The following is a 14,029-nucleotide window of genomic DNA, read 5'->3' on the forward strand; positions in this document are numbered from 1 at the left end:
GTCGGCTCCCGCCCCGGCCGCCGCCGCGCCGGCCCCCGCGGCCGCCGCGCCCGCCGCCTCCCCGGAGCCCACCGACTCCAACCCCGGCTACGTCACCCCGCTCGTGCGCAAGCTCGCCGGCGAGAACGGCATCGACCTCTCCACCCTCACGGGAACCGGAGTCGGCGGCCGCATCCGCAAGCAGGACGTCCTCGACGCGGTCGAGGCCGCCAAGTCGGCTCCGGCCGCCCCGGTCTCGGCGCCCGCCGCCGCAGCCGCCAAGGCCGCGCGCACCCCGCTCGAGACGTCGCCCCTCCGCGGCACCACGCAGCCGATGTCGCGCCTGCGCAAGGTCCTCGCGCAGCGCGCCGTCGAGTCGATGCAGACGAGCGCCCAGCTCACCTCGGTCATCGAGGTCGACGTCACGGCGGTCGCCCGCTTCCGCGACTCGGTCAAGAAGAGCTTCCAGGAGAAGACCGGCGCCAAGCTGTCCTTCCTCCCGTTCTTCGCCCTCGCGGCGGCCGAGGCGCTCAAGGCCTACCCGGTGATCAACTCGACCCTCGACGGCGAGTCGATCGTCTACCCGGACCACGAGAACATCAGCATCGCCGTCGACACCGAGCGCGGCCTGCTGACCCCGGTCCTCAAGAACGCGTCCGAGCTGAACCTCGCGCAGATCGCCTCCACCATCGGAGACCTGGCCGAGCGCACCCGCAACAACAAGCTGAAGCCCGACGAGCTCGCCGGCGGCACCTTCACGCTGACCAACACCGGTTCGCGCGGGGCCCTGTTCGACACTCCCGTCGTGTTCCTGCCGCAGACCGCGATCCTCGGCACCGGCATCGTCACCAAGAAGCCGGCCGTCGTGCAGGTGGACGGTGCTGACGCCATCGCGATCCGCTCGACCGTCTTCCTCGCGCTCTCGTACGACCACCGCACGGTCGACGGAGCCGACGCGGCGCGCTTCCTGGTCGCGATCAAGGAGCGCCTCGAGGAGGGCTCGTTCGAGAACGACCTCGGCATCTGACACGCTCCCCCTGAGCGCGCCTCTCACGAGGCCGCTCCGGTGTAGACGTCGCGGATGAGCCAGCCGGCCTCCGTCCTGATGATCAGGACGGAGGCCGCTGTCGTCCCCGGGGCTGTCCGGAGGTGCACGACCGCCGATGCCCCGTTCACGTCGACGAGGACTGCCGACGCCTCCCCCGTCGCCGGGACAGCGGAGGCGGGGCCGTCCGCTGCGTCGCCGAGCGGCGAGTCCGCCGTGACCAGACCGCGGGCGCACTCCCGGTCCCCGCACGCGCGCACCGCGTCGATCAGCACCTCCGCCGCCTGCTCGGCGTCGAGTGAGGTCGCCGCGACCGGAGCCGGCGGTGCCGCGGTCGCCACCGCCGGCGGAGTCGACCGCGCCGGAACGGGCGCGGCTGCGGTCGGCGCCTCCGCATCCTGCACCTGCCGATCGGGCCCGCCCGCGAGCGAACCGGCGAGCACCGCTCCCAGCACGATCGCCGTCCCGACCGAGAGCGGTCCCCGACGCCGGACGACGAACGCCCGGAGGCGGTCCTGCCAGCCGTCGAGCGGATGGACCCGCCGGTGCCGGGCAGTCGGAGCAGGCACCGCCTCCCGACCCCGTGCATCCGCGCCGGACGTCGGCAGCGCCCGCACCGCCTCGCCTATCCCCTGCGGATCAGCGAGTCCGTAGAGGTTGCCCTCCAGCGCCAGCAGGTCGCGGTGCCGCGCGAGGGCGGCGACCGGCAGCTCCGGGCAGAGCATTCCGAGGCGCTCCAGGACCCGCTGCAGCGCGTCGCGCGCCGCACGCGGGGTGTCGACGGCGGGCGTCGTCAGCAGCAGCAGCGGCCGACCCTCCTCCGTCAGGCCGATGTCGTCCGTCGTCGGAGCCAGCCATGCTCCCTCGAGCGCGGCCGAGCGGACCGCGCCCACCACGGGGGCGAGGAGGGTGACCGCGGCGCCGAGTCCGATCCCCCGCTCGACCCGCAGGAACCTCTCGAGCGTGGCGACGACGGGAGGGGCGGTCGACACGATGCACCTCCTCGGAGACGACTCCACCCGGACGATGCTCTCGCGGTGGCGGTGCTCGGCGAGCCGAGCCACCGGCGACGCCTGCAGCGCCTCGGCCTCCCGCGGCCGCATCGTCCGCTCGGCCGACGGTGCGGCGTCCGGCGCAGGCGTCCACCGCCTCCCCGTCCGCGCTCCGCCGATCCTCCGGCCCTGGACCGTCCCGCTGCTCGTCATGAGGCGAGCCTGACCGCAGGCCGAGGCGGAGGACGCCCGCCGATCCCGATCGGTGGAGGGATCGGCGCACGTGCCCTCTGTGGAGGAGTCGGATCCGCGTCCGGGGTCCGCCGCCGCGCTCCCGCTCGGTATCCTTGACGTCATGGCACGCAGCACGGAACCGTCGACGAAGGCGGTCAAGGAACCCGGACGTCTCAAGCAGATGTGGCAGGTGTTCCAGATGACCCGCCGCTACGACAGCAGCGCCGTCTGGATCATCCTCCTCGCGCTCCTGCTCCCGATCCTGCTCGGCGTGCTCCTCGGCATCCTGCTCGGCAACGGCAACGGCTTCGTGATCGCGCTGTGGATCATCGTGGGCGTGATGGCCGGCCTGGTCGCCGGACTCGCCGTGCTCTCGCGCCGCGCCGAGCGCGCCGCCTACGGGCAGATCGCCGGGCAGCCCGGCGCGGTCGGCGCCGTCCTGCGCAGCGGACTGCGCGGCACCTGGACCGGCGGCGAGATGCCCGTTGCCGTCAACGGCAAGACCCAGGACGCCGTCTACCGCGCCGTCGGCCGCGGAGGCGTCGTGCTGATCGCGGAGGGCCCCGCCTCCCGGACCAAGCGCATGCTCGAGGACGAGCGGCGCAAGGTGTCGCGGATCCTGCCGAACGTCCCCGTCACCTTCGTGCACGTCGGCTCCGACGCCGATGCGACTCCGCTGCACAAGGTGCCGAGCCGCCTCTCGAAGACGAAGAAGGTCCTCACCAAGGCCGAGGTCCTCGCGGTGAAGAACCGGCTCTCCTCGCTCAACACGTCGCTGCCCATCCCGAAGGGCGTCGACCCCTTCAAGGTGCGCCCTCAGCGATCGCGCTGACGCAGACGCGACAGGCCGGTCGGGATCTCTCCCGGCCGGCCTGTCGCGTCTGCGGCGCGAGTCAGTAGCGGACGAGAACCGTGCCGGCCACCTTGTCGTGGAAGCCGCGCTGGTCCGAGTCCCAGACGAGCGCCGGCACCAGCACGGCCAGCAGCACAGAGCGCACGATCGGGCGCCACACGCCGACCCAGCCCCCGCCGAGACGGATGACGCGCATCCCGAGCAGGCGGTGCCCGATGCTGCCGCCGATGGTGGGGATGAAGACGACCTGCAGCAGGACGAACAGCAGCAGGCTCGCCCAGCGGTCGTAGTCGAAGAACGCGAGCGACAGCAGAGCGGCGACGGCGAAGTCTACGGCCAGGGCGGCGATGCGGCGGCCGGACCGTCCGACCGAGAGGCGGCCCTCTCGGGGGAGGCCGAGACGCTCCCCCGGGTACGAGCTCGGGGCGGCGTCGGCGAAGGTCCTGCGGTCGGCGGCTGGCATCCTCCGATCCTATCCGCGGCGTCTCGGAGCGGACCGAGGAGCGGGTGGTCCGGCAGACGACGTGGAGCCCGACCCCGGACCGGCCCCGTAACATGTCGGAAACAACAGGGACACGGTGGGGAAACCCCCCGTCACTACCCTGGAACGGCTGCGCTCTGCAGCACCCCGTCACGCCATTGGAGACCTTTGCATGTTTAAAGATTCTTCCGAGGTGCTCTCGTTCATCAAGGACACGGACGTCAAGTTCCTCGACATCCGGTTCACCGATCTCCCCGGTGTCCAGCAGCACTTCAACATCCCCGCCTCGACTGTCGATGAGGAGTTCTTCTCCGTCGGTCAGCTCTTCGACGGGTCCTCGATCCGCGGATTCGCGAACATCCACGAATCGGACATGCAGCTGATCCCTGACGTGACCACCGCCTACGTGGACCCGTTCCGCGTCGAGCGCACGCTGATCCTCGTCTTCGACATCTACAACCCGCGCAACGGCGAGATCTACTCCAAGGACCCGCGTCAGGTCGCGAAGAAGGCCGAGAAGTACCTCGCGTCGACCGGCATCGCCGACACCGCGTTCTTCGCCCCCGAGGCGGAGTTCTACATCTTCGACGACGTCCGCTACGAGATCACGCAGAACTCCGCGTTCCACTCCGTCGACTCGGTCGAGGGCGCCTGGAACTCGGGACGCGTCGAGGAGGGCGGCAACCTCGGCAACAAGACGCCCTACAAGGGCGGCTACTTCCCGGTGAGCCCCGTCGACAAGCAGGCCGACCTCCGCGACGACATCTGCCTCAAGCTGATCGACGCCGGCCTCATCCTCGAGCGCTCGCACCACGAGGTGGGCACCGGCGGCCAGGCCGAGATCAACTACCGCTTCGACACGATGGTCCACGCGGCGGACGACATCCTGAAGTTCAAGTACATCGTCAAGAACACGGCCGAGCAGTGGGGCAAGACCGCCACGTTCATGCCGAAGCCGCTCTTCGGCGACAACGGCTCGGGCATGCACACCCACCAGTCGCTGTGGAACGACGGCACGCCGCTCTTCTACGACGAGAACGGCTACGGCGGTCTCTCGGACCTCGCGCGCTGGTACATCGGCGGCCTGCTCAAGCACGCCCCCGCCGTCCTCGCGTTCACGAACCCGACGGTCAACTCGTACCACCGCCTGATCCCGGGCTTCGAGGCGCCGGTCAACCTGGTCTACTCGGCCGGCAACCGCTCCGCGTCCATCCGCATCCCGATCACGGGCACGAACCCGAAGGCCAAGCGCATCGAGTTCCGTGCGCCCGACGCCTCCGGCAACCCGTACCTCGCGTTCGCCGCCCAGTTGATGGCGGGCCTCGACGGCATCAAGAACCGCATCGAGCCGCACGAGCCGGTCGACAAGGACCTCTACGAGCTGCCCCCCGAGGAGGCGAAGCTCATCCCGCAGGTCCCCGCGACCCTGGGCGAGGCGCTCGACGCCCTCGAGGCCGACCACGACTTCCTCCTCCAGGGTGGCGTGTTCACTCAGGAGCTCATCGACACCTGGATCGAGTACAAGCGCGAGAAGGAGATCAAGCCCCTCGCGCAGCGTCCTCACCCGTTCGAGTTCGAGCTGTACTACGGGGTCTGATCCCGCAGCACTGCCGAAGGGCCGTTCCTCCTCGGAGGGGCGGCCCTTCGCCGTCCCCGGCGCGCGGGCGTCAGCGGTAGGAGGGAGCGTCTCCCGCGGCCGGCCCGTAGAACAGGCGCTCGAAGACCGCGCGGGAGCGGCGGGTCACGCCGAGGTAATCGTCCTCGAGCGCCGTCGCGGACCCGGCCGGATACTCGAGCAGGCGCGCGACGCCCTCGAGCTGCCGACGGTCGGTCGGGAGGACGTCGCTGGTGCGGTTGCCCCAGAGCGTGGTGCCCGAGCGGACACGGGACGCGAGGATCCACGCGGCACGCAGCCGCTCCGCGTCCTGCGGGCCGACCATGCCCTCCTCCTCCGCGACCGCGAGGGCGGTGAGGGTCGAGGTGGTCCGCAGCGCCGGGGTCCGCCGCGCGTGCTGCAGCTGGAGGAGCTGCACCAGCCACTCGACGTCGCTCAGCGATCCGCGGCCGAGCTTGAGGTGACGGCGGGGGTCGGCGCCCTGCGGCAGACGCTCGCTCTCGACCCGTGCCTTGATCCGCTTCACCTCGCGGATGTCGCGGTCGGAGACCGCTCCCGGGTAGCGGACCCCGTCGGCCAGCTCCTCGAAGTCCTCGATGAGCGCCTGGTCCCCCGCCACTCCCCGCGCCCGGAGCAGCGCCTGCGCCTCCCAGGTCAGCGACCAGCGGGCGTAGTAGGCGCGGTAGGAGTCGAGGGAGCGCACGAGGGGCCCGTTCTTGCCCTCGGGCCGCAGGTCGGCGTCGAGGTCGAGCGGCAGGCGGGAGTCCTCCGTGAGCCGGACCAGCTCGGCGACGACGAACTGCGAGTAGAGCTGGGCCTGGTGCGGCTCGGCGGTGCCGGGTCGCTGGACGTACATCACGTCGGCGTCGGAGCCGAAGCCCAGCTCCGCCCCTCCGTACCGGCCCATGCCGATGATCGCGAACTCCGCGTCGGCGCCGGGCCGGGTCGCACTGCCGCGCCGGATGGCGGCGAGCACGCCGCCCAGCAGTGCGCTGATGATGTCGGTGAGGCTGGTCGCGATCTCCTCGATCGAGCTGAGACCGAGCACGCCCCCCATGGCGGTCCGCAGCACCTCGCGCCGGCGCATCGAGCGGAGGACCGAGGCGACTGCGTCGGGCGTCTCGTGCCGGGCGAGCACGGCGCGCACCTCCTCGGCGAGCTGGGCGGCGCTGCGGGGGCGGAGGGCGTCGTCGTCCTCGAGCCAGGCCGCCGACTCCGGGATGCGGTCGAGCAGCTCGCCGACGAAGCGCGATCCGGAGAGCACCGTGGTGAGCCGCTTGGCGGCTCCGGACGAGTCGCGCAGCATCCGGAGGAACCAGGGCGTCCCGCCCAGTGCGTCGCTGAGGCGCCGGAACGCGAGCAGGCCGTAGTCGGGGTCCGGTCCGTCGGCGAACCACTGCAGCATCACCGGCACGAGGTGGCGCTGGATGCTCGCGCGGCGCGAGACGCCCGAGGTCATCGCGGCGATGTGGCCGAGCGCCCCGCGGGCGTCCGCGAAGCCGATGGCGGCGAGGCGCGCCTCCGCCTGGCCGGTGGACAGCTCGGCGCCGCCGTCGGAGAGCGCGGCGACCGCGGAGAGCAGCGGACGGTAGAACAGGCGCTCGTGCAGGCCCCGGACGCGGTGCTTGATCCCGTTCCAGACGCTCAGCAGCTCCTCCGCCGTGCGGGCGAGCCCGCTGGAGCGGGCGAGGGTCCGCAGCTCGTGCTCGTCCCGCGGCATCAGGTGCGTGCGTCGCAGGCGCCGCAGCTGGAGGCGGTGCTCGAGCAGCCGGAGTGCTCGGTAGTCCTGCGCGAACTCCTCCGCGGCGGAGCGGCCGATGTACCCGCGGTCGGCGAGGGCGCCCAGGGCGAGCAGAGTCCCGGGCATGCGGATCTCGTCGTCGGTCTGCCCGTGGACGAGCTGGAGCAGCTGCACCGTGAACTCGATGTCGCGCAGGCCGCCGGGCCCGAGCTTGATCTGGTAGTGGACGTCGTTCTGCGGGATGTTCTCGGTGACCCGCTCCCGCATCCGCTGCACCGACTCGACGAAGTTCTCGCGGGAGGCGCTCGACCAGACCTTGGGCGCGACCGCGTCGACGTACGCCCGCCCCAGCTCCTGGTCGCCGGCGAGCGGACGCGCCTTGAGCAGCGCCTGGAACTCCCAGCTCTTCGCCCACCGGTCGTAGTAGGTGATGTGCGACTCGAGGGTGCGCACGAGCGCGCCCTGCTTGCCCTCCGGGCGCAGGTTCGGGTCGACCTCCCAGAGCTCCGGCTCCATCGCCAGCGCAGAGGTCCCGCGCATGAGGAGCACGGCGAGCCGGGTGGCGACGTCGATCGCACGGGCGTTCGTCAGCTCCTTCTCCGGGTCGCCCTCGGCGACGAAGATCACGTCGACGTCGCTGACGTAGTTGAGCTCGGACGCTCCCGCCTTGCCCATGCCGATGACGGCGAAGCGGGTGGCGGCGACCTCGTCCCGGCCGAAGCGGCCTGGGCCCGTGCCCTCGACCAGCTCGGTCCGCGCCACGGCGAGGGACGCCTCCAGCGCGGCTCCGGCGAGGTCGGCCAGCGCCCTCGTCACCCGGTCGATCGCCGCGACGGGGTCGGCTTGGCTCAGATCGTGGACGACGATCCTGGTGAGGAGGCGGCGGTACCGGACGCGCAGCGCCGTCCAGCCCGCCTCCTCCCGGAGCGACGAGAAGCCGTCGACGGCGCCGACCGACTCGAGCAGCTCGGCCTTCATCTCGGCGCGCCCGGGGAGCGTGCGCACCGGCTCGAGCACGCTGGCCAGCTCGTCGGGCCGGCGCTGGAGGAAGTCGGCGAGGCCGGAGGAGGCCCCCACCACCAGAAGCAGCCGGGTCAGTGCCTCGTCGTCGGCGAGGACCGCGTCCATGCGGTCGCGGTGCCGCCGCAGCAGGTCGATCAGAGCGAGCAGCGCCTCGTCCGGGTCCGCCACCCGGGCGAAGGAGGGCAGCACCGACTCGAGCTGCCGCCCGGCGAGCTCCTCCGCCTCGGCCAGCCGCGCCCCGGTCTCGCCGAGCGCGGCGAAGCCGAGGCGTGCGACATCGCGGAGGGAGCGTTCACGGGGCATGGCCGAGGCGTCAGAGCATCTCGAGATTGCTGCGCAGCTCGTACGGCGTGACCTGGGCGCGGTACTCGGCCCAATCCTTCCGCTTGTTGAGCAGCACGAAGTTGAACACCTGCTCGCCCAGCGTCTCGGCCACGAGCTCGGACTCCTCCATCAGCGAGATGGCGCGGTCGAGGCTGGCGGGCAGAGCGCCGTAGCCGAGCGCCCGGCGCTCCGCGTCCGAGAGGGCCCACACGTTGTCCTCGGCCTCGGCCGGGAGCTCGTAGCCCTCCTCGATGCCCTTGAGCCCGGCCGCCAGGAGCAGCGAGTACGCCAGGTAGGGGTTCGCCGCGGAGTCCAGCGCCCGGTACTCGATGCGCGAGGACTGCCCCTTGTTCGGCTTGTAGAGCGGGACGCGCACGAGGGCGGACCGGTTGTTGTGGCCCCACGAGACGTAGCTGGGCGCCTCGTCGCCGCCCCAGAGCCGCTTGTAGGAGTTGACGAACTGGTTCGTCACGGCGGTGATCTCGGGGGCGTGCTTGAGCAGGCCCGCGATGAACTGGCGGCCGAGCTTCGAGAGCTGGTACTGGGCGCCCTGCTCGTAGAACACGTTCACGTCGCCCTCGAAGAGCGAGAGGTGCGTGTGCATGCCCGAGCCGGGGTGCCCGGAGAGCGGCTTCGGCATGAACGTCGCGTAGACGCCCTGCTCGATCGCCACCTCCTTGATCACGGTGCGGAAGGTCATGATGTTGTCGGCCGTGGTGAGCGCGTCCGCGTAGCGGAGGTCGATCTCGTTCTGGCCGGGGCCCGCCTCGTGGTGGCTGAACTCGACCGAGATGCCCAGATCCTCCAGCATGCGCACGGAGCGGCGGCGGAAGTCGTGCGCCGTGCCTCCGGGGACGTTGTCGAAGTACCCGGCGGAGTCGACCGGCTCCGGACCCTCGGCGCCGAAGGACGACGACTTGAGGAGGTAGAACTCGATCTCGGGGTGCGTGTAGAAGGTGAACCCGCGCTCGGCCGCCTTCGCCAGCGTGCGCTTGAGCACGTTGCGCGGGTCGGCGACGGCGGGCTGGCCGTCCGGCGTGGTGATGTCGCAGAACATCCGCGCCGTCGGGTCGATCTCTCCGCGCCACGGGAGGATCTGGAAGGTCGACGGGTCCGGATGCGCGAGGACGTCGGCCTCGAAGGAGCGGGTGAGGCCCTCGATGGCGGAGCCGTCGAAGCCGAGCCCCTCCGCGAACGCGCCCTCCACCTCGGCCGGCGCGATCGCGACCGACTTCAGCGTGCCGACGACGTCGGTGAACCAGAGGCGAACGAATTTGATCCCTCGCTCTTCAATGGTACGAAGAACGAAGTCCCGTTGCTTGTCCATCCAGACCCCTCCTGTTTCGACCCTCAGGCTACTGCCTCCGACCGGGGCCCGCGGGGCGCCCGAGGCGCGCCGTAGACTGGCGCCCATGTCAGCGCAGCCCGTGAAACGCGTTCGAACCCGCCACTTCCAGAACGCGAAGGACTCCGGTGTCCGCATCACCGGGCTGACCAGCTACGACCAGCTGACGGCGAAGATCTTCGACGACGCCGGGATCGACTTCCTCCTCGTGGGCGACTCCGCCGGCAACACGGTGCTCGGCTACGACACCACTCTGCCCGTCACCGTCGACGAGCTCATCCCGCTGGCACGTGCCGTCGCCGGAGCCGTCGAGCGCGCCTTCGTCGTCGCCGACATGCCCTTCGGCTCCTACGAGTCGGGTGCCGACGACGCGCTGCACACGGCGTTCCGCTTCATGAAGGAGACGCACGCGCACGCGGTGAAGCTCGAGGGCGGAGTCCGCTCCGCCGAGCAGATCCGGCGCATCGTCGAGGCGGGCATCCCCGTGATGGCGCACATCGGCTTCACGCCGCAGAGCGAGCACGGGCTCGGCGGTCACATGGTCCAGGGGCGCGGCGAGGGCATCGAGCAGCTGCTCGCCGACGCGCGCGCCGTCCAGGAGGCCGGGGCGTTCGCCGTCGTCCTCGAGATGGTGCCCGCGGACGCGGCACGTCAGGTGACGGAGGAGCTGCGCATCCCCACGATCGGAGTCGGAGCGGGACCGCACGTCGACGGACAGCTGCTCGTGTGGACGGACTTCGCCGGATTCACCACCGGCCGCATCCCCCGCTTCGTGAAGCAGTACGCGGATCTGCGCGGCGTGCTCACCGGAGCGGTCACCGCGTACCGGGACGACGTGGAGTCCGGCGCCTACCCCGGCGCCGAGCACAGCTACGAGTAGCCGCGGTCAGCGGTCCTCGGCGGCGTCCTCCTCTGCCCACTTGCGGCTGTTCTCGTGCAGCCGCTCGAGGGCGTGCTCCGCCTCCTCGCGAGAGGAGAAGGGTCCCACCCGGTCGACGGAGGGGGACACGAATCCCTGCTCCACCGTGCCGGCCTTGAGGTTGTACCACCAGGAGTTCGTGTCGCCGTCAGCCATGCCGCGATCCTACGCCGCAGCCCGCGTCGGTCCGCACCCCCGCCCTTCGCTAGCATGGCCGCTATGACTGCTGCGGCGACCGCCATCGGGATCGACATCGGGGGAACGGGCATCAAGGGGGCCTCGGTGGACCTGGCCGCGGGCACCCTGCTCAGCGACCGGATGAAGCTCGCCACTCCCCCGGGAGGCACGCCGAAGGACATCGTCGCCACCGTCCAGCAGATCCTCGAGAAGATCCCGGACCTGCCCTCGGACACCCCGGTCGGCATCTGCTTCCCCGCCGTCGTCGTCCACGGACGGACGATGTCGGCGACGAACGTGTCGGACGAGTGGATCGGCCTCGAGGCCGAGAAGCTCTTCGAGGACGCGATCGGCAGGAACATCTTCTTCGTCAACGACGCCGACGCGGCGGGCTACGCCGAGTCGCGCTTCGGAGCGGCGAAGGACAAGAAGGGCCTGGTCATCATGACCACCCTCGGCACCGGCATCGGGACGGCGCAGATCCACGACGGGATCCTCATCCCCAACGCCGAGCTCGGCCACCTCGAGATCCACGGCGGCGACTACGAGAAGAAGGCCTCGTTCGCCGCCAAGGAGCGCGACGACCTCGACTACAAGCACTGGGCGAAGCGCCTGCAGCGCTACTACTCCCACCTCGAGGCGCTGCTCTGGCCCGATCTCTTCGTCGTCGGCGGCGGCATCTCCAAGCACCACGACGAGTTCCTCCCGCTGCTCGACCTGCGCACCCCGATCATCCCGGCGGCGCTCCGCAACAACGCCGGCATCCTCGGCGCGGCCGCGCTCGCAGGGCGGGGCTGAGTCTTTCTCCTCGGCGGTCCCCGCCCGCCGAGGCGCGGTCGGCCTCGGGAGGTGACGCGATCCGGGGAGCGGGGTGCGGACGGCTACGGCGAAACGCTGGCACGCGTTTCGCCGGTTCGCCTCGTGCGTGGCGCCGTGGCGCACGGGCGTGATCGGACCTTCGGGGTCCAGTCGTCGCGGTGAGCCACGACGGGGCGGGGCACCTGGTCCTCGGCGGTCGATCCGCAGCGGCGTCCCAGGACCGTCCTCCGGGACCGTCGCCTGCCGGACGCCGTGCTGCACCGCTTCGTCCGCAGGAGGCAGCGCGAGAGATGGACCGCGCCAGTCCTGTCGAGTGGCGGCGCAAGGATGTATCGAGACCCGGGAACCGCCACGGCAGGCCGTCGCGCCGCCTGCGGGCGGGAGCGCGAGCTCGGCGACCGGTGGAGACGCGAGATGCCCCGCCGGGGCGGGGCATCTCGTGGCGAAGGGGTCGGCTGATACGCCGGGTTCTGTTCACGCCGCGCCTCTCGGCGGGCGCTGGACGGCCATCTCTCTCGGAGCCACGTCGCCGTGACCCTCCAGCGGTCTACCCGAGGACCCGACGAGCAGCCGCATCGTCCTCTGTCTGACCTTGCTCCGGGCGAGGTTTACCGAGCGGACCGGATCACTCCGGCCCCTGGTGGTCTCTTACACCACCGTTTCACCCTTACCGCCGGCCGGAGCCGACGGCGGTCTGTTCTCTGTGGCACTGTCTCGCGGGTCGCCCCGGGTGGGTGTTGCCCACCGCCCTGCTCTGCGGAGCCCGGACGTTCCTCGGCACCACGGCTCTCGCCGCGGTGACGCGACCGTCTTGCCGGCCCGTTCGCCCGTCCAGTGTACGGCTCAGGCGAGGGTGGACTCCTCGCCGCGCACCAGGATGCAACCGCTGTCGGGGCAGAGGACGACCTCGTCGGGAGCGGAGGCGCGGATCCAGGAGAGGTCCGACTCGGTGAGGGCCACGCCGCTCCCCTCCGACACCTTCCCGCGGAGGAGGGCCGCGCCGACTCCGTAGCGGGCGCGCTGCTTCTCGTACAGTTCGACCAGGTCCTCCGGAAGGGTCGTCACCAGGTCGGCGCGGTCCCGGGCGAGCGCCTCCTGCTTGTCGCGGAGCTTCTCGGCCTGCGCGTCGCGCTCCTCGGCGAGGGTCCCGAGCGAGGCGACGACCTCGTCGCGCTCGGCCTGAGCCGCGGCGACCTCGGACTCGATGCCCTCGATCCGCTCCATCAGGGTCAGCTCGATGTCCTCGAGGTCTCCCCGCCGCTTCACGAGGGAGGTGATCTCGCTCTCGAGCGCGGCGATGTCCTTGGCCGCGGATGCGGTCTGCAGGCGGTCGCGATCGCGGGTGAGCCGCTTCTCGACCACGCTGACGTCGGACTCGATGCGCCCGAGCTCGGTGCGCACGTCCTCGAGGCGCCCTGTGCGCTCGGCGAGGGAGCGGCGGGTCTCGTTGTCGCGGGCCTGCATCGCCTGGATCCGCGCGATCTGCGGGAGCGTCGCGAGGGCGTGGCGCAGCTGCGCGCCCCTCGTGTCCAGACTCGCCAGAGTCAGGAGTTCGCGCTGGTGTGCGGGGCTGGCTTTCACGTGGCGGTCCTCGTTCCCGGCGCGCAGTACGGGCGCGCCGCGTCCATTCTCCTGTGCCCGCGGCGGGTCAGTGCACGATCGCGAAATCCCACGGGTCGGTGCGGGTCTCGCTCACCTCGACGGTGACCGTGGGCAGGGCCTCCCGCAGCGCGGTCGCGGCGACGTCGAGCCACAGCCACTCGCTCGCCCAGTGCGAGACGTCGATGAGGGCGGGGCCGGTGCCGTGCAGGGCCTTCTCGCGCGCCTCGGACGCCGGGTGGTGCCGGAGGTCGGCGGTGATGAAGACGTCGCTCGTGCGGACGGCGGGGGCGTCCAGGAGCGAGTCCCCCGCTCCCCCGCAGAGCGACACGCGGCGCACGGGCGTCTCGTAGGCGCCCGCGGCCCGCACTCCCCCTGCGGTGGCCGGCAGGAGCTCGGCCACGGCTCCGGCCAGGCGTCCGAGCGTCACCTCCTCGGGCAGGTCGCCCACTCGGCCGAGCCCGACCGACGGGTCGGCGCCCGGGACGAGCGGAGTCGCGCCGGTCAGGCCGAGGCGGGTGGCGATCACGTCCGAGACCCCGTCCGCGACGATGTCGGCGTTCGTGTGGGCCGAGATCAGTGCGCAGCCGCCCCGGATGAGGTCCGCGAGCAGGCGGCCCTTGTAGCCGTCCTCGGCGATCGAGGTGACGCCGCGCAGCAGCAGCGGGTGGTGCGCGACCAGGAGCTGGTATCCGCCGTCGACGGCCTCCGCGACGGTGTCGGAGACCACGTCGACCGTGAGCAGGATCCGCTCCACCGCAGCGTCGGGGTCGCCGGTGACCAGGCCGGGCGCGTCCCAGCTCTCGGCGGCCGCCTCGGGCCAGAGACGGTCGATGACGGCGTGGACGTCGCGCAGTGAGGGCATGCGTCCAGGGTAGGGCCG

The 14,029-nt window shown here is 71.6% G+C and carries 13 protein-coding genes and 1 other RNA gene; 6 read left to right on the forward strand and 8 right to left on the reverse strand.

Features of this window, described 5'->3' with window-relative positions; all coding sequences use genetic code 11:
* Positions 1–1,006: 2-oxoglutarate dehydrogenase, E2 component, dihydrolipoamide succinyltransferase (gene sucB / locus C5C71_RS01180; RefSeq protein ID WP_104336976.1), on the forward strand; the 1,006-nt coding region annotated here is incomplete at its 5' end.
* Positions 1,007–1,029: 23 nt separating this feature from the next.
* Here the strand turns inward: sucB and C5C71_RS01185 are convergent.
* Positions 1,030–2,016: a hypothetical protein gene (locus C5C71_RS01185; RefSeq protein ID WP_104336977.1), complete on the reverse strand. Its 987-nt coding sequence runs from the start codon at positions 2,014–2,016 to the stop codon at positions 1,030–1,032.
* Here C5C71_RS01185 and C5C71_RS01190 point away from each other — a divergent pair.
* Positions 1,988–2,242, forward strand: a complete 255-nt coding sequence (locus C5C71_RS01190; protein WP_104226709.1) for a hypothetical protein — start codon at positions 1,988–1,990, stop codon at positions 2,240–2,242. The two genes, C5C71_RS01185 and C5C71_RS01190, sit on opposite strands and share 29 nt — an antisense overlap.
* Before the next feature lie 129 nt (positions 2,243–2,371).
* A complete protein-coding gene (locus C5C71_RS01195; RefSeq protein WP_104223728.1) occupies positions 2,372–3,082 on the forward strand; it encodes a DUF4191 domain-containing protein in 711 nt (236 codons plus the stop codon).
* A 61-nt stretch (positions 3,083–3,143) separates the two neighbouring features.
* Here the strand turns inward: C5C71_RS01195 and C5C71_RS01200 are convergent, their stop codons facing one another.
* A complete protein-coding gene (locus tag C5C71_RS01200; RefSeq protein ID WP_104223667.1) occupies positions 3,144–3,566 on the reverse strand; it encodes an RDD family protein in 423 nt (140 codons plus the stop codon).
* 190 nt (positions 3,567–3,756) lie between these two features.
* On the opposite strand from C5C71_RS01200, the gene glnA reads away from it, so the two are divergent.
* On the forward strand, positions 3,757–5,181 hold the full coding sequence (glnA, locus tag C5C71_RS01205; protein WP_104223668.1) for a type I glutamate--ammonia ligase: 1,425 nt from the start codon (positions 3,757–3,759) through the stop codon (positions 5,179–5,181).
* Between the two features lie 70 nt (positions 5,182–5,251).
* Here glnA and C5C71_RS01210 read toward each other — a convergent pair whose 3' ends face one another.
* Positions 5,252–8,266 carry a bifunctional [glutamine synthetase] adenylyltransferase/[glutamine synthetase]-adenylyl-L-tyrosine phosphorylase gene (locus tag C5C71_RS01210; protein WP_104226710.1) on the reverse strand — a complete coding sequence of 1,005 codons (3,015 nt, stop codon included), beginning with the start codon at positions 8,264–8,266 and terminating at the stop codon, positions 5,252–5,254.
* Positions 8,267–8,276: 10 nt separating this feature from the next.
* A complete protein-coding gene (locus C5C71_RS01215; protein WP_068253236.1) occupies positions 8,277–9,614 on the reverse strand; it encodes a glutamine synthetase family protein in 1,338 nt (445 codons plus the stop codon).
* Positions 9,615–9,699: 85 nt separating this feature from the next.
* Here C5C71_RS01215 and panB point away from each other — a divergent pair, with 85 nt between their 5' ends.
* Positions 9,700–10,512: a 3-methyl-2-oxobutanoate hydroxymethyltransferase gene (panB, locus tag C5C71_RS01220; protein ID WP_104226711.1), complete on the forward strand. Its 813-nt coding sequence runs from the start codon at positions 9,700–9,702 to the stop codon at positions 10,510–10,512.
* A 6-nt stretch (positions 10,513–10,518) separates the two neighbouring features.
* Here panB and C5C71_RS01225 read toward each other — a convergent pair whose 3' ends face one another.
* A complete protein-coding gene (locus C5C71_RS01225; protein ID WP_104250575.1) occupies positions 10,519–10,707 on the reverse strand; it encodes an SPOR domain-containing protein in 189 nt (62 codons plus the stop codon).
* Positions 10,708–10,770: 63 nt separating this feature from the next.
* Between C5C71_RS01225 and ppgK the strand changes: the two genes are divergently transcribed.
* Positions 10,771–11,526 carry a polyphosphate--glucose phosphotransferase gene (gene ppgK / locus C5C71_RS01230; RefSeq protein ID WP_104336978.1) on the forward strand — a complete coding sequence of 252 codons (756 nt, stop codon included), beginning with the start codon at positions 10,771–10,773 and terminating at the stop codon, positions 11,524–11,526.
* Between the two features lie 464 nt (positions 11,527–11,990).
* On the opposite strand, the gene rnpB is transcribed toward ppgK, so the two are convergent.
* From rnpB to C5C71_RS01245, 3 genes are all read right to left on the reverse strand, one after another.
* Positions 11,991–12,369, reverse strand: an RNA gene (gene rnpB, locus C5C71_RS01235) — RNase P RNA component class A.
* A 21-nt stretch (positions 12,370–12,390) separates the two neighbouring features.
* The gene (locus tag C5C71_RS01240; protein WP_104226713.1) at positions 12,391–13,128 is read right to left on the reverse strand and encodes a zinc ribbon domain-containing protein; all 738 of its coding nucleotides are present in this window, start codon (positions 13,126–13,128) and stop codon (positions 12,391–12,393) included.
* 67 nt (positions 13,129–13,195) lie between these two features.
* Positions 13,196–14,011, reverse strand: coding sequence for a Nif3-like dinuclear metal center hexameric protein (locus C5C71_RS01245; RefSeq protein ID WP_104223674.1), 816 nt, complete (start codon positions 14,009–14,011; stop codon positions 13,196–13,198).
* Between the last annotated feature and the right edge of the window lie 18 nt (positions 14,012–14,029).

Source organism: Rathayibacter sp. AY1C1 (assembly GCF_002932105.1).
Lineage (GTDB): Bacteria > Actinomycetota > Actinomycetes > Actinomycetales > Microbacteriaceae > Rathayibacter.